Raw genomic sequence first — 23272 nt, 5'->3', positions numbered from 1 at the left:
GGCGGCAAGGTAGCAGCGCGAACCATAACCGAAATGCTGCCCCGCGAAAGTTCGCGCTACTTCGCGGCCAGTTGCATCAGCTCCGCCGGCTCGTGGTGCTTTTCAAAATACGCGTAGCCCGGCATCAGCCCGCGCCAAAAGGCCAGGTGCGGGCTCGTGGCGTGTTTGGCCAACTCAACCTCCGTGATTGGAAACGGGAAAATGTGCACCGGAATCACCGCCTGCCCGGCCGCCCGGGCCGTGACGGCCAGTAGGTACACTTCCTCGATGCCGGCATCGGTAATGGGCATGCAGCCAATGCTGGCCGCGCCGCCGTGGATGAAAATGTCGCCGCCGGGGTTGGGCTCGCCCAGCGCCAAATCCGCAGCGTTGGGGTAGTTGAGGCCCAGCGAGAGGTGGAAGTTGCTCTTGGGGTTGAAGCGGTCGATTTCGTAGAAGCCCTCCGGCACCTGGTAGTCGCCGGCCCGGCGCTTGGGGCCGAGCGAACCCGAAGTGGCCGCCAGCGGGTAGGCTTGCAGCAGCTCAAACGGCCCGCCACCCCGGTTGCGCGCCCACACTTCCAGCTCCACCCGCGTTTTCACCATGCGAAACATAATTTCCAGCCGGTGCGGGTCGAGGTAGTGGGTGCGCAGCAGATTGGCCACAGCCGGGCCGGTAGCCGCTTCGGCCGCCCGCACGCGCGGAAACTGCCGTTGCTGTCGCCAGAAATCCGCCGAATTCGTGCCTGGCAAGCCCTCAGCAGGAGGGGTGCAGGACTGGGCCAGCAGCTGAAAAACGGGCAATACCAACAGCACGCAGCACGAGAGTCGACGCAGCATAAAACGGACCGGAATGAAGAGGAATGCGCCTACAACGGCATTCAGGAGTTTCTATTTTAACCCAACGGTAAAACTTTCGGCGCTGCATCGGTAACGCCCGCATAATGGGCGCAGCGGAGCCCACCCGCTACCTTCGCGTTGGCCGGCGCGGGTGTTGCTCCGTCCGGCCGCCTGCTTATGCTGATTTCCATCAAATACCCGCGTTTCGTGCCCTTGCTGTCGCTTTTGGCCCTGCTTGGCTGCTCCGGCAACCCCAGCACCAAGGCCGCGCCCGAAGCGCCCGGTGTGCTGCCCGGCCCCATCGCCGGCACCAGCCAGACGCAGCTTTCCAACGGCTGGAAGCTCAGCCCTGCCGGCACCACCACGCCCCTCGGCGACCTGCCCCTGAGCCTGCAAACCAGCCCCGATGGCCGCCTGGCCGCCGTAGTGAACGCCGGCTGGGGCGAAAACTCGGTGCAGCTCCTCGACGCCGCCACCGGACAGTTGCTCGATACCAAGGAAGTGCCGGCCGCCTGGGCCGGCCTCGCTTTCGCGCCCGATGGCCGCACGCTCTACGCCTCCGGCGGACAGCACAACCGCATTCACTGCTTCCGCATCGAAGGCCAAAAACTCCAGCCCGACAGTGCCTACGTGCTGGGCCAGAAGTGGCCGAAGCAGAAAATCGGCGTGGCCGGCCTCGCCGTCGATGGCCGTCGCAACGCGCTCTACGCCGTGACGCGGGAGGACAATTCGCTCTACACCTTCGACCTGAAAACGCGCCGTATCCTGCACATCCTCCGGCTGCCGGCCGAGGCTTACGGTGCCCTGCTCAGCCCCGACGGCTCGCGGCTTTATATCACCCTCTGGGGCGGCCACGCGGTGGCGATTTACGACACCGAAAAGCAGCAATTACTGGCCTCGATTCCCGTCGAAAGTCACCCCAACGACCTTGCCCTGACCCGCGATGGCCGCCTCTTCGTGGCTAACGCCAACAGCAACTCGGTTTCCGTCATCGATACCCGCGCCGGCCTCGTCACCGAGACCCTGAACACGGCCCTGTTTCCCGCCTCGCCCGCCGGCAGCACGCCCGACGGCCTGGCCCTGAGCGCCGACGACAGCCAGCTTTTTATCGCCAATGCCGACAACAACTGCCTGGCCGTATTCGACGTGCGCGAGCCCCGCGTCAGCCGGCCGCTGGGCTTTATCCCCACGGGCTGGTACCCCACGGCAGTGCGTGTGGTTGGCAACCAGCTCCTGATTGCTAACGGCAAAGGCAGCACTTCCAAGCCCAACCCCGACGGCCCCAACCCGGTGCGCGACGACGGCGAAAAGGGCAAAGGCTACATCGGCGGGCTGCTGCTGGGCTCGCTCTCGCGCCTGCCCGTGCCCGACGAAAAAGCCCTGGCTGCTTTCTCAGCCCAGGTTTATGCCAACACGCCCTTCACCAAAACCCGCGAGGCCGCGCCCGATGTGCCCGCCGGCAGCCCCGTGCCCCAGCGCGTGGGCGGGGCCTCGCCCATCAAGCACGTCTTCTACATCATCAAGGAAAACCGCACCTATGACCAGGTTTTGGGTGATTTGCCCGCCGGCAACGGTGATGCCAGCCTCTGTCTCTTCCCCGAAAAAGTAACGCCCAACCACCACGCCCTCACCCGGGAGTTTGTGCTGCTCGATAATTTCTACGTGGATGCCGAGGTAAGTGCCGACGGCCACAACTGGAGCACGGCCGCCTATGCCACCGATTATGTAGAGAAAAACTGGCCGGTCAGCTACAGCGGCCGGGGCGGCAACTACGATTTCGAAGGCAACCGGGGCGAAGTGGCCGAGCCCAAAGACGGCTTCCTGTGGGACTATTGCCGCCGGGCAGGCCGCAGCTTCCGCAGCTACGGCGAGTTTGTGTACAAGGGCAAAGCCAGCGTGCCGGCCCTCCAGGGCCACTTTTGCGAGCCCTACGCCGGCTTCGACCTACACGTGCGCGACGTGGACCGCGAGCAAATCTGGGAGCAGGATTTCGACCGCCTCGTGGCCGCCAACCAGCTGCCCGACCTCAGCATCATCCGCCTGCCCAACGACCACACCTACGGCGCCCGCAAGGGCGAACTCAGCCCCCTGAGCTACGCCGCCGACAACGACCTGGCCCTCGGCCGCCTCATCGAGCACCTCTCGAAAAGCGCCGTCTGGAAAGAATCAGTGGTGATGATAGTGGAAGACGACGCCCAGAACGGCCCTGACCACATCGACGCGCACCGCTCCACGGCCTACCTCGTGGGGCCCTACATCCGCCGCCACGCCGTGGTGCACACCGCCTACACCACCTCCGGCATGTTGCGCACGCTGGAGCTCATCCTCGGCCTGCCGCCCATGAGCCAGTACGATGCCGCCGCCCTGCCGCTCTGGGCCTGCTTCACGGTCAAGCCCGATTTCAAACCCTACACCCTGCGCCCCGCCACCACGCCGCAGGACGTGCGCAACACCGCCTTCAACGCCCCCGCCCGCCGCTCCCTCAAGTTTGACATGACCCGCGAAGACGCCGCGCCGGACCTGGCTTTCAACGAGAACATCTGGCAGGCCATTCGGGGCGAAAACAGCCACATGCCTGCTCCGCGCCGCGCTGCTTTTCTGCGCGAGGCCAAGACCGAGCACGAGGAGGAAGGGGAGGATGATTGAATAAAAACTCCCCTCCTTACCAGGGAGGGGACGCTGCCGCTTCGCGGCAGCTGGGGTGGTTATCACATTAAGAGAATCCCGAACGAAAGCCTGCCGAAGCTGTTCAACGACTCTCACACGCCACAACCACCCCCGTTTCAGCTTTCGCTGAAACATCCCCTCCTTATCAAGGAGGGGAGTCTGACTGACTACACTTCTCAAGCTATGCAGCTCAAACCCCTCTTCGCCTTCCTCACCGCCCTCACCAAAAACAACGAGCGGCCCTGGTTTCAGGAGCGCAAGGCCACTTACGACCAGCTTCGCAAGCAATTTGAGGAAGATGCCGAATTCTGGTATCAGGAACTAGCCAAGCTGGACCCGGGCATCGCCGGCCCCGAAGGCCGCAAAAGCATCTTCCGCATCTACCGCGACGTGCGGTTCAGCAACAACAAGGACCCGTACAAAACCCACTTTTCGGCCTATTTCACTGCCAGCGGCAAGGATATCGAAACGCCCGGGTATTATGTCCAAATTGGCCCGAACGGTAATACGCTCATCGGCGGCGGTTTCTATATGCCCGATAAAACGCAGCTGGCCGCCATCCGTCAGGAAATCGACTACAACGCTGATAAGCTAAAAGCCATTCTGGCCGCGCCGGATTTCCAGCGCTACTTTGGCACCATGAGCGGCGACAAGCTCAAAAAGTCTCCCGCCGCCTATTCCGTCGACCATCCCGAAATCGAACTGCTCAAGCATAAAAGCTTCACTGCCACGCACCAGCTGAGCGATGCCGATGTGCTGAGCCACGCCGATTTTCGGGCCCATGTCGTGGACGTGTTTGCGGCGATGGTGCCGTTCTGCCAGTTCCTGCGCGGCGCAATAGAGGCGTAGCGCGGACATTTAGTTCGCGAGTTCAACGATGCCATGCGCGGACTAAAAGTCCGCGCTACGTCACCAGCCGATGGTTTCCTCCTCGTGGCCGGCGCGGAAGAGGGCGCTTTGCTTCTTGCCGTTGGCTTCGATGTTCACAATATTCATCTGGTCGGCAAAGGTGTCGAGCAGCACGGCTTGGCGCAGCTTCACGGCCGTGACCGGGCCGGGCAGGGGCACTTTGCAGTAGAACCAGCAGCCGTCGTTTTCGGCCTGCATGCCCAGTACTTGCAGCAGCAGCGGCTTGCCGCTCGTCACGCTCACCTGCAGGGTGCGCTGGAAGTAGGCGTCGGCCAGCACCAGCGGGCGCGGGCCGGCGTCGGTGAGGTTCACGCGGGTGGGCTGGCCCTGCGAAAGCGCCTTCTCGAAGTCATCAACGAAGACTTTGACTGAGATTTCCAGCTGCTTTTTGGCCGCGTTGTAGCGCAGCTCCGTGATGGTGGAGTGGTAGGCGTGGAACGCCGGCGCGGCCCCGGCCAGCGGAAAAAGCAGCAGCGCAGCCGCGAGAAGGGTGAGCAGGCGCATGGGCGAGAAACTGATTGAGTGAAAAAAAAAGAACGTCATGCTTCGACTTCGCGCAGCATGACGTTCTGGATAACCTATCGGTTCCGTTTAGTGGAACAGCTTCATCACCTGCTTGAACACGATGACGTACGCCATCAGGGCCAGAATCAGGACCGTGCCCACGCGCTGGGCACCTTCCAGAAACTTATCCGACGGCTTGCGGCGCAGAATCATTTCGTAGAGCAGGAACACCACGTGGCCGCCATCGAGGGCCGGAATGGGGAGCAGGTTCATAAACGCCAGCACCATGCTCAGGCCGCCGGCCAGGCCCCAGAAGTGCTGCCAATCCCAGATGCCGCCAAATTGCTGCGCGATTTCAACCGGCCCACCCAGGCTTTCTGAGGCCGACGCCTCGCCCTTGAAAATTTTGCCGAAGGCCCGCGCCTGCAGGCCAATCACCCCAAAGGCCTTGCTCACGCCCTGCGGAATGGACTCGGCCAGCGTGTACTTGCGGGTACCGAGCTGCAAAGTCGATTTGCGCTCGAAGCCGATGCGGCCCGAGCTGGTCACGGCAATATTCAGCGTGAGGGGCTGGCCGCCGCGCTGCACCTGCACGGGTACGGTCTTGTCCTTGTTGGCCAGCAGTACGGCTTGGAGTTCGTCGAAAAACTGCACCGGCTGGCCGGCCACGTTCGTAATCACGTCGCCTACCTGCAGGCCGGCTTTGGCGGCGTTGCCACCGGGCGTCACGCGGTCCACGGCGAAGGTTTCGCGGGGACGCACGAGCAGGCTGTCGGCACTTTGCTTACCGAATTTGTCGAGGAAGTTCTTCGGGATTTTGATGTCTTCCAGCTGCCCGTTGCGCTCCACGGTGTAGTAAGAATTGTCGCCCATGATGACCTCGGGCTTGTACACATCATCAAATTCATCAAATGGGCGGCCGTTGATTTTTACGATTTTATCGCCGGTGCGGAAGCCGATTTCGCGGCCCAGGCCGTTGGGCAGGATGCCGTAGCGGGCCTCCGAAGCCGGCAGAAACGTGTCGCCGTAGTGAAACGTCATCGCCCCGAAGATGATGATGCCCAGAATCACGTTCATGATAATGCCGCCGAGCATCACCAGCAGACGCTGCCAGGCGGGCTTGCCGCGGAACTCGTCGGGCTGCGGCGGGCCGGCCAGGGCCGAGGCGTCCTGCGTCTCGTCAATCATGCCGTGAATCTGCACGTAGCCGCCCAGTGGGAACCAGCCAATGCCGTACTCCGTCTCGCCAATCTTCTTCTTGACCAGCGCGAAGTTGGCCACGTTGGGCATCGGAAACAGAAAGTCGAAGAAGATGTAGAACTTATCGACCCGGATTTTAAAGAGCTTGGCGAAGGCGAAATGGCCGAATTCGTGCAAGCCAACGAGGATAGAAAGTGCCAGCACAAGCTGGCCAATCATGGTGAGGATAGCCAAGGGGAATTTTAATTAATCTGTTATCGTGAGCATGTCGCGCATTAAACGAGGTCGAAGGGCCTTATCACGCTTGCGCTACATGTATGAGTAAATCCGACGAAAGCAGCCGTGATAAGATGCTTCATTCGTCAGCATGACAAAAGTGGTCAGACTAGGCTTTCGGCCAACCTGCGCGTTTCCGCGTCGGTAGCCACCAAGTCGGCCAATATCGGCTCTGCAAGGTACGATACCCGCGCCAGGCACTCAGCCACGAGGTCTGACATTTGACGGAAGCCGACTTGCTCCCGCAAAAATGCGGCCACGGCCACTTCGTTGGCGGCATTGAGGATGCAGGGCGCGTTGCCGCCCCGCCGCATGGCCCCGAAGGCCAACTCCAGGTTGGGGAATGCGGCCCGGTCGGGCGCTTCGAAGGTGAGGGTGGGGTAGTCGAGAAAGGAGAAGCGTGGGAAGGTATTGGCCAGCCGCTGCGGGTAGCCCAGCGCGTACTGAATGGGCAGCTTCATGTCGGGCAGGCCGAGTTGGGCTTTTAGCGAGCCATCCTCGAACTGCACCAGCGAATGCACGATGCTCTGGGGGTGCACCACCACGTCAATCTGCTCATTGGTCAGGCCGAACAGCCATTTGGCTTCGATGACTTCGAGGCCCTTGTTCATGAGCGAGGCCGAATCGATGGTGATTTTCGCGCCCATTTCCCAGTTCGGGTGCTTCAGGGCCTGGGCCTTGGTCACTGCCTCCATCTGCTGGGCCGTGCGGCCCCGGAACGGGCCACCCGAGGCCGTGAGAATGATTTTCTCGATGCGGTTGGCTTCCTCGCCCACCAGGCACTGGAAAATGGCCGAGTGCTCCGAATCGACGGGCAGCAGGCGCACGTTGTGCTGCCGGATGAGGCTGGTAATCAGCTCGCCGGCCACCACCAAGGTTTCCTTGTTGGCGAGGGCAATGTCCTTGCCGGCCCGGATGGCGGCCACCGTGGGCAGCAGTCCGGCGTAGCCCATGAGGGCAGTGAGCACGATGTCGATTTCGGGGCGCGTCACCACCTCGGCCAGGGCGGCGGGGCCAGCCAGCACTTCGGTTTCGGGCTGGTCGGCGAGGGCCGCTTTCAGGGATTGGTAGCAGCTTTCATCGCCGATAACCACGGCGGCGGGCCGAAACTCGCGGGCCTGCTGCGCCAGCAATTCCCACTGCCGTTGCGCGCTAAGCACCGCTACCCGGAACCGGCCCGGCTGCTGCCGCACCACTTCCAGCGCCTGCGTGCCAATGGAGCCCGTTGCGCCGAGCAGCGCCAGCGTTTTTACCTTCTTTTCTTCAAGCATAATGATGCAAACACGGAAACGGCGCAAAAGTACGCTGCCCCCGCGCTCATGGGCCTACACCCGCTTGAGGGTGGCCGTCACAAACTGGTCGACCACGCCCGCAATGGATTTTACCTCGGCCACCACGCTCTCCGTGAGCTGGGCGGGACCACTGGGGGGCGTGGTGCGCTCGGCCAGGGCGCTGAGGCGGGAAAGCTGCCCGCCAATGGCCTGGTACACGGGGTTCCAGAGCACGGCGGTGCTGTCGGCGTGCGCGCCCAGGGTGCGGCGCAGCTCCAATAGGCGCATCACCAGGCCGGCCAAAGTGGCCAGCAGTTCGCGCTCGATGGGCGAAAACTGCCGGGGTGGGCCGTCGTACACGCACAGCGAGCCGATGTTATAGCCCTCGGGGGTGCGCAGGTTGTGACCGGCATAAAAGCTCAAGCCCAGCTGCTGAAGCAGGGAAATGTCAACGCCAGGGGCGCTGGCCAGGTTCATGTTTTCATACACCGCCGTTTCGTCCTGCAAAATGGTGGCCGAGCACATGCTTTGCCCGCGCGGCACCCGCTCGATGGCCACCGGCAGGTTGTAGGGCGCTTTCACCAGCACTTCGTCCTTTTCCACAATGGAGAGCATGGCGTTGGAAACGCCGAAGAGCCGGGCAGTGGCGGCCACCACATCATCCAGCACTTTTTCGCTGCGTGCGTCCAGCAAGTGGTAGCCTTCGAGCGCGTGGAGACGAGCCGCGTCGTTGGCCGGTATCAGGGAAGTAGAATTATCAACCAAAATAAAATAGGTAAGGGGGCGCGGCCAGGAAGAAGCAAATGGTGCTGGCTGGCCGGGCGGCGGATGCCGGTACCGCCGAGCTATCAGGTACTGCATGTACCCCGGGCAGTGGACTAGGGTTGCGTAACTGCTCCGGGATGCGGCGGCGATTTTCAACCTCAACCCCGGCCGGCCCGGAATAATTCTTCGGCCGCTGGCACTGGTGCGGCTACTTGCGGCGCAGGGTGCTGGCCACCAGCTGGTCGAGGTTGGCCACGATACTGCTCGCCTCCTGCGCCACGGCCGGCGCGAGCGGGCCATCGGGCGGTACCGCGTGCCGGGCCAGGTTGCTGAGCACCGCCAGCTGCTCGCTCATGCTGCGGTAGATGGTGCCCCACAGCAGCGCCGTGAGGCCGGAATGTGGCCCCATGACGCGGCGTAGTTCCAGCAGGTGCATCACCAGGGCAGCCAGCTGGCTCAGCAGGTGGCGCTCGGCAGACGGGAAGTGGCGGGGCGGCCCATCGAAGAGGCAGAGTGTGCCGATGTTGTAGCCGTCGTCTGTGCGCAGGTTGTGGCCGGCGTAGAAATGCAGCCCCAGCTGCAGAATCAACGAAATATCGACGCCCGGCGCGCTCTTCTGATTGAGGTCTTCAAACACGGCCGTCTCGTTTTGCAGGATGGTGGCCGAGCACAGGCTTTGCTCACGCGGCAGGCGTTCAATTGGCACGGGTAGGTTGTAGGGCGCTTTGAGCAGCACCGTGGTGCCTTCCACCATGGTGAGCATGGCGTTGGAAACCCGGAAGAGGTGGGCGGTGGCGGCCACCACATCATCGAGGATTTGCTCGCGGTGCGCGTCCAGCAGTTGGTAGCGGCTGAGGGCCTGCAATCGGGCCGCGTCATCGGCCGGAAGCAGAATGTTCGGTAGAGTAGTCAAGGCCAAAGAATGAAGTGCAGATGAATGTACGAAAAACCACCGAAAATGTGGCAGGGCAGCCCGCATGGCGGCCCACCGGCCGGACGCGGCTGCTACCTTTGGCCTCGTGCCGGTTTCTTCTTCATTTGATTACGACGTGGCCGTCGTCGGGGCCGGGCCGGCGGGCACGGCCTGCTCCCTGGCCCTGCGCCACAGCGGCCTGCGTGTGGCCTTGCTCGACAAGTCCCAATTTCCCCGCGATAAAGTGTGCGGCGATGCCGTTCCTGGCCACGCTTTCAAAGCCCTGCGCCAGCTCGACCCCGCGTTTGTGGAGGCCCTCTGGCAGCTCCAGCCGCGCGATGATGTGCGCGATTCCCGCCTCGTGGCCCCCAGCGGCGCCAGCCTCACGCTGCAATGGAAGCTGCCCAGCTTCAACAGCCCCCGCGAAACGTTTGATGCGGCGCTGCTGGAGCTGGTGCGCCAGCATTCCACCACCGAAATTCTCGAAAATACCGGCCTCAAAACCATCCAGATTGAGCCCGGCCACGCCCGCCTGACCACCACCGACGGCCGCGAAATCACCGCCCAACTGGTCATCGGCTGCGATGGGGCCAACTCCGCCGTGGGCCGCAAGCTGCTGCCCGCGCCGCTCGACCGCGCCCACCACTGCGCCGGCGTGCGGGCCTACTACGAAAACGTGGCCGGGGCCAGCAGCGGCACCACCGAGTTTTTCCTCAGCAGCGACTATCTGGCGGGCTACGTCTGGCTGTTTCCGGTGGGCGCGGGGCGCTACAACGTGGGGCTGGGTATGTTGTCCGAAGTAGTAGCGAAGCACAAAGTCGACCTCAAGGAAGTGATGACGCGCATGCTGGCCACGCACCCCGAGTTGGCCGGCCGTTTTGCCGGGGCCAGGCAGTTGGGGCCGATTGTGGGTTTCGGTCTGCCGTTGGGCGGCGGGCGGGAGCGAAGCATCAGCGGCAACCGGTTCATGCTGTGCGGCGATGCAGCCTCGCTGATTGACCCTTTGCAGGGCCACGGCATCGATACGGCTATTCAGAGCGGCATTCTGGCCGGGGCGCAGGCGGCGGCCTGCTTCGCCAAGCAGGATTTCAGCGCCGACTTCATGCGGGAATACGATGCGCAGGTAGCCCATAAAATCGGCCGGAAGCTGGCCAAAAGCTACCGCCTGATGCGCTTTCTTAGCGATAAAGCGTGGCTGGTTAATGCGGCTGTGCGCCTGGCCCGCGTGCCGGGCCTGAAGCCGTGGGTGCAGCGGGCGATAGGGTAGGGACAGAGGCAATTTGTCATTTGCTGCCTCAGCATTAGCGCTGATTTTAACGCGCTTTTAATCCGCTTTTCATCTGAATAACCCCTTTATGGTCAGCCGTGGCCGGATTGGGTTCGTACAAGCAAATAGCTCATTCATTGACCACTATTCTTGCTTGTTATGATTAATAACCCCTTTTCGAACTCTGCCTCGCGCGTTGCGCTGCCCCATTTTGCGCGCCTGACGGCCCTGGCGGCGGGCCTACTGACACTGCTGCCCGGCTGCTCCAAAGACTCCGAGCCGATTGCGGTACCCGCCGCGCCCGCCCAAATCTCCGTGCGGCAGGCCGGCATCTACCCCGAAGGCATTCAGTGGGATGAGGCCAACAAGCGCTTCTACGTCAGCTCCCGCGCCAAAGGCACCGTCGGCACCGTGCGCGACGACAGTACTTACACGGAGTTTGGCAAGGATAATCAGTCGATTTCCAATAATAGACTCATTTCCACCATCGGCCTCAACCTCGATGCCGGCCGCCAGCGCCTGCTGGCCGCTGTGTCTGATAACGGCTTCAACCCCAGCGTGGTGAACGCGCCCACAAAGGGCAAGCTGGCTGCGCTGGCCATCTTCAACACCAGCACCGGCGCGCTCACCAGCTTTGTCGATTTGGGTGCGCTGCGGTCCTCGCAGATGCATTTCGCCAACGACATTGCCGTGGACAAAGACGGCAACGCCTACATCACCGACAGCATGTCGCCCATCATCTACAAAGTGGATTTGCAGGGCAATGCCAGCGTGTTTCTGGAAAACGCGCAGCTGAGCGGCGGCACCGGCTTTGGCCTGAATGGCATCGTGTACCACCCCGATGGCTACCTGCTCACGGCCAAAACCAGCGACGGCACCCTGTTCAAAGTGCCCATCAGCAACCCCGCCGGTTTCACCACGGTCGCCAAATCGCAAAACCTCACCGGAGCCGACGGCCTGCTGCTATTCGATAACAATACGCTGCTGGTAGTGGCCGGCAGCCAGGGCACCGTGTACCGCATGACCACCGCCGATGCCTGGGCCAACACGGCCTCCACAGGTAGCTTTGCCACGGGCGCAGTCAGCCCCACCACCATCACCAAGCGCGGCTCCGATGCTTATGTGCTGTATCCCTATAGTGCTACTGCACCGCGGTTTAAGATTGTGAAAGCGGTGTTCTAGGCCGGATTGGGGCTGGAACCGGCGGCAGATTCTTCCGGCGAAAGCTCCGTGGCCTGGTAAGGCGCGTGAAGGAAAAAATTGCTTTATCCGTCTTATCAGGCATGCCTTTCAGCGACATCGAATACCGGGAAGTGAGACCACCAGCCGTGCTGGCCGCATTTGTGGAAAGCTTCTGGATGCTGACCAGCCACGCTCAGACGGCGCAAAACATGGTCCTCATCCCCGATGGTCGCGTTGATGTGTTCTTTTCCCGCTCTGCCACCGCGCCCTACCAAGTGACGCTGCGCGGGCTGGACACACAGCCCAGCGCGCAGGTTATTCCGCCGCACCGGACGGTGTTTGCTATCAGCTGGAAACTGCTGGCGGCGGAATACCTGCTGCCGGTGGGGCTGGCCGATTTGTTGGAAAGCGGCTGTCAGCTAGCTCCCGATTACCTGGGCCTCAGCGAGGCTGATTTGCTTGACTTCGACGGTTTCTGCGCCAAAGCATCGGCTCACATCGAGCAGTTGCTGCCCGCTAAAATTGATGCCCGGAAACAGATTTTGTGCGACCAGCTCTACGCCACCAACGGCACCTTAACGGTAGAGGCTATGGCTGAAGCAGCCGGCTGGAGCAGCCGGCAAATCAACCGGTACTTCACGCAGCAGTTTGGTCTTTCGCTGAAAGCGTACAGCAGTATTCTCCGGTTTCGGGCCTCGTTTCGGCACCTGAAAGCGGGTCGGCTGTTCCCCGAGGAAAACTTCACTGACCAGGCCCATTTTATTCGGGAAATCAAAAAATACGCCGGGGTAGTGCCCAAAGAACTGGCCCGCAACCAAGACGACCGATTTATACAATTATCCGCTTTGCCGAAGCAATAATTTTGTTCCGCATCTTAAAAATTGTTCGGATATGTTATTGCAAAACAAACAAGTAGCCATCGTGGGCGGTGGCCCCGGCGGCCTCACGCTGGCCCGCCTGCTTCAGCTAAAGGGAGCCGCGGTGAAGGTGTACGAACGAGACCAGAACCGCACCGTTCGGGTGCAGGGCGGCACGCTGGACCTGCACCACGAATCGGGCCTGGCCGCCCTGCGCGCCGCCGGCCTGCTGGAAGAGTTCAAGGCCCGCTACCGGCCGGGGGCCGACAAGCTGCGCCTGACCGACAAGCACGCCACCGTGGTGCTCGACGAACACGAGGAGGGCCATGCCACCTTCGGCGATGCTTCTTTCCGGCCTGAAATCGACCGCGGCCCGCTGCGCGACCTGCTGCTGGATTCGCTGCTGCCCGGCACGGTGGTATGGGACCGTCAGCTGGCTTCGGTGCAGCTGCTGGGCGCGGGCTGGCAGCTGACCTTCCAAAGCGGCGCGACGGCCACGGCCGACATCCTCATCGGGGCCGACGGCGCTAATTCCCGGATTCGCCCGCTGCTCACGCCCATCAAGCCATTTTACTCGGGTGTGACGATAGTGGAAGGCAGCGTGGCCGATTCGGCGCGCCACGCACCCCGCCTCCACGCGCTGGCGCAGGGCGGAAAAGTATTCGCGCTGGATGATTCCAAAACCCTGGTGGTAAGCGCAAAAGGCGACGGCAGCCTGAATTTTTACACCGGCTGTAAAACGGCTGAAACCTGGGCCCGCACCAGCGGTATCGACTTTGCCAACACCGCGCAGGTACGGGCCTGGTTCCGACGGGAGTTTGCGGGCTGGGATGGCATCTGGGAGGAGTTGTTTGAGCAGCAGGAAAAGCCGTGCGTGCCCCGCCCGCAGTATTGCATGCCGCTGGACCAAACATGGCCCGCCCAGCCCAACCTTACGCTCCTCGGCGACGCCGCCCACCTCATGCCGCCCTACGCCGGCGAAGGCGTGAACATGGCCATGCTGGATGCGCTGGAGCTGAGCGAATGCCTCACCAACGGCCAATTCCCTGACGAGCAGGCCACCATTGCGCACTACGAGCAGCAAATGCGTCAGCGCGCCTCCGCCGTAGCGCAGGAAACGCTGGAACAGACCGCGGCGCTCCACGCGCCGGGGGCGCTAGGATATTTGGTGGGCCTGTTCAGCAGCAATGAAATTACTGATTAGCATGACTGGAAACCCAACGGCCGTCAGGCAGCGCACCGCGAATCATGACGGCCGTTGGGTTTCCTAAACTCGCATCGGCCGTACCTTTGCGGGCCGCTTCATCGTCCTTCCCCCGCGTTATTTTCCAGCTCACCCCACCCTGAGAATAGGCCCGAAACCCTTGCGCCGCCGCTTCCCACCGGAAGCGTGCGGCTTTTCTTTTGCCTTTTTCTCCGCTTATTGATGCCTTCACTTTCCGCGCATTTCTCGCAATACAAAGTCAATCCTAAAAACGAAATTCTGGCCGGCCTGACCACCGCGCTGGCCCTGGTGCCGGAGGTGGTGGCCTTCGCGCTGCTGGCCCACATCAGCCCGCTGGTGGGCATTGGGTCGGCGTTTATCATCTGCCTTATCACGAGTATTTTCGGTGGGCGGCCGGGCATGATTTCGGGCGCGGCGGGCTCGGTGGCGGTGGTTATCGTGGCGCTGGTGGAGCAGCACGGGCCCGAGTACCTGTTCCTGGCCGTGGCGCTGATGGGCCTGATTCAAATTGCCATCGGGCTGCTGAAGCTGGGCAAATTCATCCGGCTGGTACCGCAGCCGGTGGTGTACGGCTTCGTGAATGGCTTGGCTGTCATCATCTTCATGGCTCAGCTGGAGCAGTTCAAGGTGCGCGACGCGGCCGGGGCCGAGCACTGGCTCACCGGCAACGCGCTGCTGCTGATGGTGGGGCTGGTGGCCCTCACGATGGCCATTGTGTACCTGCTACCGCGCCTCACGAAGGCGGTGCCGGCCTCGCTGGTGGCCATTGTGGTGACGTCGGCGCTCGTGATTTTTGGCGGGCTGCAAACCAAGGCGGTGGGCGACATTGCCTCCATCGCGGGCGGGCTGCCCACGCTGCACCTGCCGCAGGTGCCGCTGAGCTGGGCCACGCTGGCGCTGGTACTACCCTACGCCTTCATCATGGCGCTGGTGGGCCTCACCGAAAGCCTGCTCACCCTCACCGTGGTGGATGAAATGACCGATACTCGCGGCCGCGGCAACCAGGACTGCGTGGCCCAGGGCCTGGCCAACATCGCCTCGGGCCTGACGGGCGGCATGGGCGGCTGCGCCATGATTGGCCAGACGATGGTTAACCTCGAATCTCGCGGGCGCGGGCGACTGTCGGGCGTGGTGGCGGCGGTGGCGCTGGCGCTGTTCGTGGTGGTGGGCGCACCCGTCATCGAGCGGCTGCCGCTGGCCGCGCTGGTGGGCGTGATGTTCATGGTCGTCATCGGCACGTTTGAGTGGGCCAGCCTGCGCATCCTGCGCCGCATGCCCCGCATCGACGTGGGGGTGATGCTGCTCGTCACGCTCGTCACGGCCATTTCGCAGAACCTGGCGCTGGCCGTGCTGCTGGGCGTCATCGTGTCGGCGCTGGCCTTTGCCTGGGAAAACGCCAAGCGCATCCGCGCCCGCCACCACCTCGACGCGGCCGGCGCCAAACACTACGAAATCTACGGCCCGCTCTTCTTCGGCTCAGTACAGGCCTTCGGCGAGAAGTTCGACGTGGCCACCGACCCCGCCGAAGTCATCATCGACTTCCGCGACAGCCGCGTGGCCGACATGTCCGCTATCGACGCCCTCCACAAGCTGACCGAGCGCTACCACCGCGCCGGCAAAACCCTGCACCTGCGCCACCTCAGCCCTGATTGCCGCCAGCTACTGAGCAACGCCGGGGCGCTTATTGATGTGAACGTGGAGGAAGACCCACTGTATATCGTGGCGGGGGAGGAGCGGGCGGGTTGATGTGCTGAAGAGGACTAAGCACTGTATATTCGGGGACTTGGTGGAACAGAACCATCTTATCTTAAAATTCTAAAAATGAACAGGCTCAATGTTTTTGTAAGTTCTACTTGCTACGACCTTTCTCAAATCAGAGCGGATTTATCTGATTTTATTGAGTCAAGTGGGCATACACCTGTTCTTTCAGAATTTGATAACTTTCCAATTAATCCACAAGACAGCACCGTAAAAAACTGTATTAACGCGGTTAAAGAAAATGCCGATGTTTTAGTGCTTATTGTGGGTAGCCGGTACGGTTACATAATTGAAACTGGCAAGTCGATTACTAATACTGAATTCCTCACTGCCAAGCAAAAAGGAATACCAGTATTTGTATTTGTTGATAAGAAGACGATTTCTGCACTTTCGTTTTGGAAAGCAAATAAAGATGCGGACTTCTCAAAGTTTGTACATTCAACTAAGATATTTGAATTTGTTAGTGATATTCGAGATAATTCACAGTTATGGACTTTTGAATTTGAAAAAGCTCAAGATATAGTTTCGATTCTTAAGATTCAATTTTCATATTTATTCAAAAATGCGCTGAGGATACGCAGCAAATATGAAAGACAAGTTCCTAGTATATTCAAACTTGATATTTCGGATGATTCTCTTAAAATCCTCTTGGATAAGGAGACATTATATGAATATGAGTTCTTTGCGCAAGCTTTGATTGATGAGATGCAGAAGAAAGAATCTGTTCTCAATGACTACAAATACAATATTCGGTATGGTGTAAAGTCAGTTGTGAATGGGCATGAAGCAATTGCAGACTGGTCTTCGAGCCGTTTGAAAGCCCTAATGAACTTAATTGGCTCATTGTCAGAGCTGATTAACAGAGCATTTATGGACTTTATAGGAGCGCCAGGTCAAGCATCTGATTTAAGTGGTCTGTATTATGTGGCGAGAACATATGCAAAAATATATGAAGAACTAATCAACTGGTCGATTGAAATTAATTGCACGTCTGTACAAGATGACTGCAAGGATTATCGAGATAAATTAGCGAAACTAGCAAATTCAGCAATTAAAAGCACGGGCGAGTTTCCTGCGGAGTTGAGAAATAGATTTGCCACTGCAAAAGCCGACGTTGAGAGCGGTGCCACTGATATTAAGCTTAATATATCGTTGAGCATAGGTGTTGATGATAACGATATGGCCTTGTATAGCAAAGAAATTGAAATTCTTCACAACAAGTATTCAGCTTAAGTTAAGTATCGGAGCGTATTCCTCACGCAAACATCCCCACGGCATTTTTGCTCGGTAGCGCGGTCTTGCCCGTCAGCAATAAATCCACCTGCCGGGCGGCTTCGCGGCCTTCCGAAATGGCCCAGACGACCAGCGACTGGCCGCGGCGCATGTCGCCGGCCACGAAGACGTTGGGCTGGTTCGTGACGAAGGTCTTTTCGTCGGCCAGCACGTTGCCGCGCGGGTCGAGGTCGATTTCCAACTCGTTGAGGAGGCCTTCTACGCGGGGGCCGGTGAAGCCCAGGGCCAGCAGCACGCGCTGGCAGGGGATTTCGCGGTCGGAATCGGGCACCTCCTCGAAGCGAATGCGGCGGCCCATGACGTCGGTTTCCCAGGTCACGTCGCTCACGCGCAGGGCCCGGAGCCGGCCGGCCTCATCGGCCAGAAATTCCTTGGTATTGATGCCCCAGTAGCGCTGGCAGCCTTCTTCGTGCGAGGTGCTGCTGCGGAAAATGTGCGGCTCCAGCGGCCAGGGCGTGTGGGCGGGGCGCTCGGCGCCGGGCTGGTGCATGAGGGCAAACTGCGTGACGCTCTGCGCCCGCTGGCGGTTGGCCGTGCCCACGCAGTCGGAGCCCGTGTCGCCGCTGCCAATGACTACCACGTCCTCGCCTTCTACCCAGATGGGCGCGTCGGGCAGGTCCAGCTCGCTCACCCGGCGGTTGTGCTGGGTGAGGTAGTCCATGGCGAAATGGATGCCGGGCAGCTCGCGGCCGGGAATATCCAGGTCGCGCGGGACGCTGGCGCCGCCGGCCAGCACCACGGCGTGGAAGTCGCGGGTGAGCTGGGCCAACGACATGTCGCGGCCGATTTCGGTGAGGCAGCGGAAGATGACGCCGTCCTCCTTCAGCAGGTCGATGCGGCGGTCGATGACCCATTTATCGAGCTTGAAATCGGGGATGCCGTAACGGAGCAGGCCGCCCGGCCGGTCATCGCGCTCGAACACCGTGACGGTGTGGCCGGCCCGCGCCAGCTGCGCCGCCGCGGCCAGACCCGCCGGGCCGGAGCCCACCACGGCCACCGTCTTGCCCGATTTCAGGACTGGGGCCGTGGGCTGCACGTAGCCCTTTGCGAAGGCAATTTCGATGATGTGCTTCTCGATTTCCTCAATGGCCACCGGGCTGCTGTGGATGCTGAGCACGCACGCCGCCTCGCACGGCGCGGGGCAGATGCGGCCGGTGAACTCCGGGAAGTTGTTGGTGGCACTGAGAATCTGGTAGGCATCTTCCCATTTCTCCTCGCGCACAGCATCGTTAAATTCGGGAATAATATTGCCCAGCGGGCAGCCCGAATGGCAGAACGGAATGCCGCAATCCATGCAGCGGGCCGCCTGTTGGGTGAGCTGCCCTTCGGAATAAGTGCCGACGAATTCGTGGTTGTGGGCCACGCGCTCCTGCGGCGCGGCTTTGGGCGGCAACTCGCGGGAGAATTCTTTGAAACCGGTGGGGTTAGGCATTAGTCGGTGTCGGATTGTCAGAACGATGTAGAGACGCGACACTTCGCGTCTCGTCGTTGCTGATGTCGTTTAGAATAGGTTTTATCAGGCGCGGTTCCGGTCGTTCAGCGAGGAGACGCGAAGTGTCGCGTCTCTACATCGTTCTGACTAATATTCTCACCCCACCTCCGCAAAGCGCGCTTTTTGCAGCACCTTCTTATACTCGCTCGGGAACACCTTCACGAACTTCCCGGCTTCCTCCTGCCAGTTGCCCAGCAGAAATGCCGCCACCTGGCTGCCCGTCAGCTCCACGTGTTTCCGTAGCAGCTCCTGAATCTGGTCTTCGTCGTCGGCGTCGAGTGGGTCTAGCTCTACCATTTCGGGGTTGCAGTTCTGCGGGAACAGACCGTCAGGGTCGTACACCCAGGCGATGCCGCCGCTCATGCCGGCGGCGAAGTTGCGGCCCGTCTGGCCCAGAATGAGGGCGCGGCCGCCGGTCATGTACTCGCAGCCGTGGTCGCCTACGCCTTCCACCACGGCGGTGGCGCCGGAGTTGCGCACGGCGAACCGCTCGCCGGCCTGGCCGCGCACGAACAGCGCGCCGGAGGTGGCGCCGTACAGCGCCACGTTGCCGATGATGATGTTTTGCTCGGGCACGAAATGGGCGGCGGGGGAGGGGAAGATGGCCAGTTGCGCGCCGCTCAGGCCCTTGCCCACGTAGTCGTTGGCCTCGCCTTCGAGAGCAAAGTTCAAGCCGCGCACGCTGAACGCGCCGAAGCTCTGGCCCGCCGAGCCGCGGAAGCGGTAGTTGATGGTGTTGTCGGGCAGGCCGGCGGCGTGGTAGCGTTTGGCAATTTCATTGGAAAGCAGGGTGCCGATGGTGCGGTCGATGTTCTGCACTTCGAACTCGGCGAAAACCGGCGTCTGCTCATTCAGGGCAGGTTGGGCGTGGTCGAGCAGCTGCCAGTCCAGGATGCCGCGGATGCCGTGGTCCTGCTGCTCGCTGTTGTAGAGCGTACCGCCGGAGATATTGGCGGCCGGATGCAGCATGCCGGATAGGTCCAAATGCCGGGCTTTCCAGTGGGTGATGCCCTCGCGCACTTTCAGGAATTCGGGCCGGCCCACCATCTCATTGATGGTGCGGAAACCCAGCTCGGCCATGATTTCGCGCAGCTCCTCGGCCAAGAAGCGGAACAGGTTTACGATGTGCTCGGGCTGGCCGGTGAAGAGCTTGCGCAATTCCGGGTCCTGGGTGGCCACACCCACGGGACAGGTGTTGAGGTGGCATTTGCGCATCATCACGCAGCCGCCGGCCACCAGCGCGGCGGTGGCCACGCCCCACTCCTCGGCTCCGAGCAGGGCGGCTACGGCCAGGTCGCGGCCGGTTTTCAGCTGGCCGTCGGCTTGTAGTACCACGCGGCTGCGGAGTTGGTTTTGCACCAGGGTTTGGTGCGCTTCGGCCAGGCCCAGCTCCCAGGGCAGGCCGGCGTGCTTGATGGAGCTGATGGGCGAGGCACCCGTGCCGCCGTCGTAGCCGGCAATCAGAATCACGTCGGCGTGGGCCTTGGCCACGCCGGCCGCGATGGTGCCCACGCCCGCCTTGCTCACCAGCTTCACGTTGATGCGGGCGGCGCGGTTGGCATTCTTCAGGTCGAAAATCAGCTGGGCCAGGTCTTCGATGGAGTAGATGTCGTGGTGGGGCGGGGGCGAAATCAGGCCGACGCCGGGCGTGGCGTGGCGCACTTTGGCAATCCACTCGTCCACCTTGTGGCCGGGGAGCTGGCCGCCCTCGCCGGGCTTGGCGCCCTGGGCCATCTTGATTTGCAGCTCGTCGGCGTTGGTGAGGTAGTGGGCCGTGACGCCGAAACGCGCTGACGCCACCTGCTTGATGGCCGAGCGCATGGAATCACCGTTTTCCATGACTTCGTAGCGCATGGGGTCTTCGCCACCCTCGCCGGTGTTGCTTTTGCCCCCGATGCGGTTCATGGCAATGGCCAGGGTGCTGTGCGCCTCGTGCGAAATCGAGCCAAACGACATAGCACCCGTCGCAAACCGCCGCATGATGCCCTCGGCCGGCTCCACTTCGTCCAGCGAAATCGGGTCGCGGTGGTGGGCGAAATCCAGCAGGCCGCGCAGGGTGAACATGCGCTCCGGCTGCTCATTAATCAGCTTCGCGTAGCGCTGATAGGTGGCGTAGTTATTCGTCCGCGTCGCCAGTTGCAGCAGGTGCACGGTTTCGGGGTTGAACATATGCGCTTCGCCGCGCCGCCGCCAGTGGTAGAGGCCGCCGTCGGGCAGCAGCGTCTGCTCCTCGGGAGTGGTCGATTTGAAGCCCTGGAAGTGCTTGTAGAGCGTTTCGCGGGCTATTTCATCCAGCCCCAGCCCGCCGATGCGCGTGACCGCGCCGCAGAAATAGGCATCCACCACGGCCTGGTTCAGCCCCAGAATTTCGAACACCTGCGCGCCGTGGTAGCTCTGCAGGGTCGAAATTCCCATCTTCGAGAAAATCTTCAGCAGTCCGTCGCACACGGCTTTGATGTAGTTGTAATTCAACTGCTCATGGTCCAGATTGGTGTTGAACTGGTCCGCCTCGTGCATGGTCCGGATGGTGGCCAGCGCTAAATACGGGTTGATGGCCGTGGCCCCAAACGACAGCAAACAGGCGAAATGGTGCACTTCCCACACGTCGCCGGCCTCCACTACCAGGCCCACCGTGCCCCGACAGCCGAGCTTGATAAGGTGGTGATGCACCGCCGAAACGGCCAGCAGCGACGGGATGGGCGCGTGCAGCGAATCCACGCCGCGGTCCGACAAAATCAGGACTTCGTAGCCGTCGTTCACCGCATCCTCGGCGTAGCGGCAGAGGCGGGCGAGGCCGCGTTCCAGCGCCCCGGGCTGCTCGTCGGCCTTGAAGTAAGTCAGCAAGGTCTTGGCATTGAACAGGCCCGTATCTATGCTGCGCAGCTTTTCCAGTTCCAGGTTCGAGAGAATGGGCTGCCGCAGCGCCACGCAGTGACAGTGGTGCTTGTCCTCGTCCAGAATGTTGCCATTATTGCCTAGAAACGTGGCCAAACTCATCACCAGCCGCTCCCGAATGGGGTCGATGGGCGGGTTGGTGACCTGCGCGAAAAACTGCTTGAAGTAGCTGCTCAGGTGCTGCGGCTGGTCGGAAAGCACCGCCAGCGGCACGTCCACGCCCATCGAGCCGATGGGTTCCTTCGCGTCTAGGGCCATTGGCGTGATGAGCACATCGATATCCTCGCGGGTGTAGCCGAACACCTGATGGTACTTGAACACCGAATCGGCGGCCAGTTCCGTGAACACCTGGCGCGGCTCGGGCAATTCTTCCAGCCGAATCTGGTACTCGTTCAGCCACGCGCCGTAGGGCTGGCGGCCGGCGGCCTGGGCCTTCAGCTCCTCGTCGGTGATGATGCGGCCGGCCACGGTGTCCACCAGCAGCATTTTGCCGGGCTGGAGGCGGCCTTTCTGCACCACCGTGGCAGGGTCGATGCCCAGCACGCCGGCCTCGGAGGCCACCAGCACGCGGCCGTCGGTGGTTTCGAGGTAGCGCAGGGGGCGCAGGCCGTTGCGGTCCAGCATGGCGCCGATGAGCTTGCCGTCGGTGAACAGCAGGGCCGCGGGGCCGTCCCAGGGCTCCATAAACGTGGCGTGGAACTCGTAGAAGTCCTTTTTGAGCGGGTCCATCTGGGTGTTGCCGTCCCAGGCTTCGGGCACGAGCATCATCATCACGTGCGGCAGCGGGCGGCCCGAGTGCAGCAGGATTTCCACCACGTTATCCAAGCAGGCCGAGTCCGACTGACCGGCATCGACCACCGGCAGCAGCATGTCCATTTCCTCGGCCGAAAAGTACGGCGACACGTAGCTGCGCAACCCCGCATAAAACCAGTTCAGGTTGCCCCGCAGCGTATTAATCTCCCCATTATGCGCCAAAAACCGAAACGGCTGGGCCAGCTTCCAGCTCGGAAACGTGTTGGTCGAAAACCGCGAGTGCACCAGCCCGAACGCCGACATCACCCGCTCGTCGCTGAGGTCGGGGAAGTAACCGCGCACCTGGTAGGTGGTCAGCTGGCCCTTGTACACGATGGTTTTGCACGAGAGCGAGGCGAAGTAGAACACGTCCATCGCGGCCGTCACCGTCTCGCGCACCGTCTTGAAAATCAGGCGACGCAGCACGTAGAGCTTGCGCTCAAAATCATCGGAATTCGTAATGCCGGCCGGGCGGCCAAAGAATACCTGCTCCATCACCGGCTCGGCGGCCAGCGCCGTGGGGCCGATGCCGGTCGGGTTCACCGGCACGGGCCGGTAGCCCAGCAGCGGAAACCCCAGCCGCGCCGCCGCGCCATTTATCACCTCGCGGCACGCTTCGCGTAGTTGAGTATCCTTGGGCAAATAGGCGAAACCCACGCCGTAGCTGCCGGGCTCGGGCAGGCGGATATTCAGCGTCACGCACTCTTCCAGCAGAAACCAGTGCGGAATCTGAATGAGCAGCCCGGCTCCGTCGCCGGAGTCGGAATCGCAGCCGCAGGCGCCACGGTGTTCCATGTTTTCCAGCATAGTCAGCGCGTCGCCGATAGTCTGGTGCGTTTTGCGGCCGTTGAGGTAGGTGATGAAACCGGTCCCGCAGGCATCGTGCTCAAATTCGGGGCGGTACAGGCCCTGCGGAGCGTCGGGGGATGGCGTAGGGGCGTTGAAAGTCATAGGGGAGGGGCCGCCGTTGAGCGGGAGCATTAGCAAGGGCCGGCGTAAAATCAGCCAGCAGCAGGCAGTCGTTTACAAGAAACGTCCCGCCGCTGGCTGGCAAAATGGTTATAGCAGCAGCTTTACTATTTCCACTTCGTGGTATCGGGAAATAAATTATTGATGGTTAGTGGATTGTGTATATGGTTTGTACAATATCAAAATCGGCTACCAACACGACCCATAGCTGTTGAAAGC

At 61.5% G+C, this 23272-nt stretch carries 16 protein-coding genes; 8 read left to right on the top strand and 8 right to left on the bottom strand.

Translation table 11 applies throughout. The annotated features are described in order from the left end of the window. Positions 1–56: 56 nt before the first annotated feature. Entirely contained in the window at positions 57–818 is a 762-nt protein-coding gene (locus ACYVM5_RS02170; RefSeq protein WP_460616541.1) for a L,D-transpeptidase family protein, read from the bottom strand. A gap of 177 nt (positions 819–995) precedes the next feature. On the opposite strand from ACYVM5_RS02170, the gene ACYVM5_RS02165 reads away from it, so the two are divergent. Together ACYVM5_RS02165 and ACYVM5_RS02160 are read left to right on the top strand one after the other, a co-directional pair. After that, positions 996–3464, top strand: coding sequence for a bifunctional YncE family protein/alkaline phosphatase family protein (locus tag ACYVM5_RS02165; RefSeq protein ID WP_460616540.1), 2469 nt, complete (start codon positions 996–998; stop codon positions 3462–3464). A 204-nt stretch (positions 3465–3668) separates the two neighbouring features. Further along, a complete protein-coding gene (locus tag ACYVM5_RS02160) occupies positions 3669–4334 on the top strand; it encodes a DUF2461 domain-containing protein (protein WP_460616539.1) in 666 nt (221 codons plus the stop codon). Between the two features lie 60 nt (positions 4335–4394). On the opposite strand, the gene ACYVM5_RS02155 is transcribed toward ACYVM5_RS02160, so the two are convergent. From ACYVM5_RS02155 to ACYVM5_RS02135, 5 genes are all read right to left on the bottom strand, one after another. Next, complete coding sequence (locus tag ACYVM5_RS02155; protein ID WP_460616538.1) at positions 4395–4898, bottom strand: DUF6702 family protein; 504 nt, start codon at positions 4896–4898, stop codon at positions 4395–4397. A gap of 87 nt (positions 4899–4985) precedes the next feature. Further along, positions 4986–6332, bottom strand: coding sequence for a M50 family metallopeptidase (rseP, locus tag ACYVM5_RS02150; protein WP_460616537.1), 1347 nt, complete (start codon positions 6330–6332; stop codon positions 4986–4988). Between the two features lie 146 nt (positions 6333–6478). Then, complete coding sequence (locus ACYVM5_RS02145) at positions 6479–7645, bottom strand: 1-deoxy-D-xylulose-5-phosphate reductoisomerase (RefSeq protein ID WP_460616536.1); 1167 nt, start codon at positions 7643–7645, stop codon at positions 6479–6481. Between the two features lie 54 nt (positions 7646–7699). Continuing rightward, positions 7700–8410 carry a GAF domain-containing protein gene (locus tag ACYVM5_RS02140; RefSeq protein ID WP_460616535.1) on the bottom strand — a complete coding sequence of 237 codons (711 nt, stop codon included), beginning with the start codon at positions 8408–8410 and terminating at the stop codon, positions 7700–7702. A gap of 208 nt (positions 8411–8618) precedes the next feature. Then, complete coding sequence (locus tag ACYVM5_RS02135; RefSeq protein WP_460616534.1) at positions 8619–9323, bottom strand: GAF domain-containing protein; 705 nt, start codon at positions 9321–9323, stop codon at positions 8619–8621. Positions 9324–9429: 106 nt separating this feature from the next. Between ACYVM5_RS02135 and ACYVM5_RS02130 the strand changes: the two genes are divergently transcribed. From ACYVM5_RS02130 to ACYVM5_RS02105, 6 genes are all read left to right on the top strand, one after another. Continuing rightward, positions 9430–10590 (top strand): geranylgeranyl reductase family protein, encoded by a 1161-nt coding sequence (locus tag ACYVM5_RS02130; protein WP_460616533.1) that lies wholly within the window; start codon positions 9430–9432, stop codon positions 10588–10590. A 159-nt stretch (positions 10591–10749) separates the two neighbouring features. Continuing rightward, positions 10750–11772 carry an SMP-30/gluconolactonase/LRE family protein gene (locus tag ACYVM5_RS02125; RefSeq protein WP_460616532.1) on the top strand — a complete coding sequence of 341 codons (1023 nt, stop codon included), beginning with the start codon at positions 10750–10752 and terminating at the stop codon, positions 11770–11772. A 101-nt stretch (positions 11773–11873) separates the two neighbouring features. After that, positions 11874–12632 (top strand): helix-turn-helix domain-containing protein, encoded by a 759-nt coding sequence (locus tag ACYVM5_RS02120; protein WP_460616531.1) that lies wholly within the window; start codon positions 11874–11876, stop codon positions 12630–12632. A gap of 31 nt (positions 12633–12663) precedes the next feature. Beyond that, the gene (locus ACYVM5_RS02115; protein WP_460616530.1) at positions 12664–13833 is read left to right on the top strand and encodes an FAD-dependent oxidoreductase; all 1170 of its coding nucleotides are present in this window, start codon (positions 12664–12666) and stop codon (positions 13831–13833) included. A gap of 222 nt (positions 13834–14055) precedes the next feature. Beyond that, entirely contained in the window at positions 14056–15600 is a 1545-nt protein-coding gene (locus ACYVM5_RS02110) for a SulP family inorganic anion transporter (protein WP_460616529.1), read from the top strand. Between the two features lie 75 nt (positions 15601–15675). Next, a complete protein-coding gene (locus tag ACYVM5_RS02105) occupies positions 15676–16845 on the top strand; it encodes a DUF4062 domain-containing protein (protein WP_460616528.1) in 1170 nt (389 codons plus the stop codon). A gap of 22 nt (positions 16846–16867) precedes the next feature. Here the strand turns inward: ACYVM5_RS02105 and ACYVM5_RS02100 are convergent, their stop codons facing one another. Beyond that, positions 16868–18337, bottom strand: coding sequence for a glutamate synthase subunit beta (locus ACYVM5_RS02100; RefSeq protein ID WP_460616527.1), 1470 nt, complete (start codon positions 18335–18337; stop codon positions 16868–16870). 156 nt (positions 18338–18493) lie between these two features. Then, positions 18494–23035, bottom strand: coding sequence for a glutamate synthase large subunit (gene gltB / locus ACYVM5_RS02095; RefSeq protein WP_460616526.1), 4542 nt, complete (start codon positions 23033–23035; stop codon positions 18494–18496). Positions 23036–23272: the final 237 nt, after the last annotated feature.

Source organism: Hymenobacter ruber, assembly GCF_054783255.1.
The sequence above is the reverse complement of the archived record's forward strand: the minus strand, read 5'-3'. Positions and strand labels throughout refer to the sequence as shown.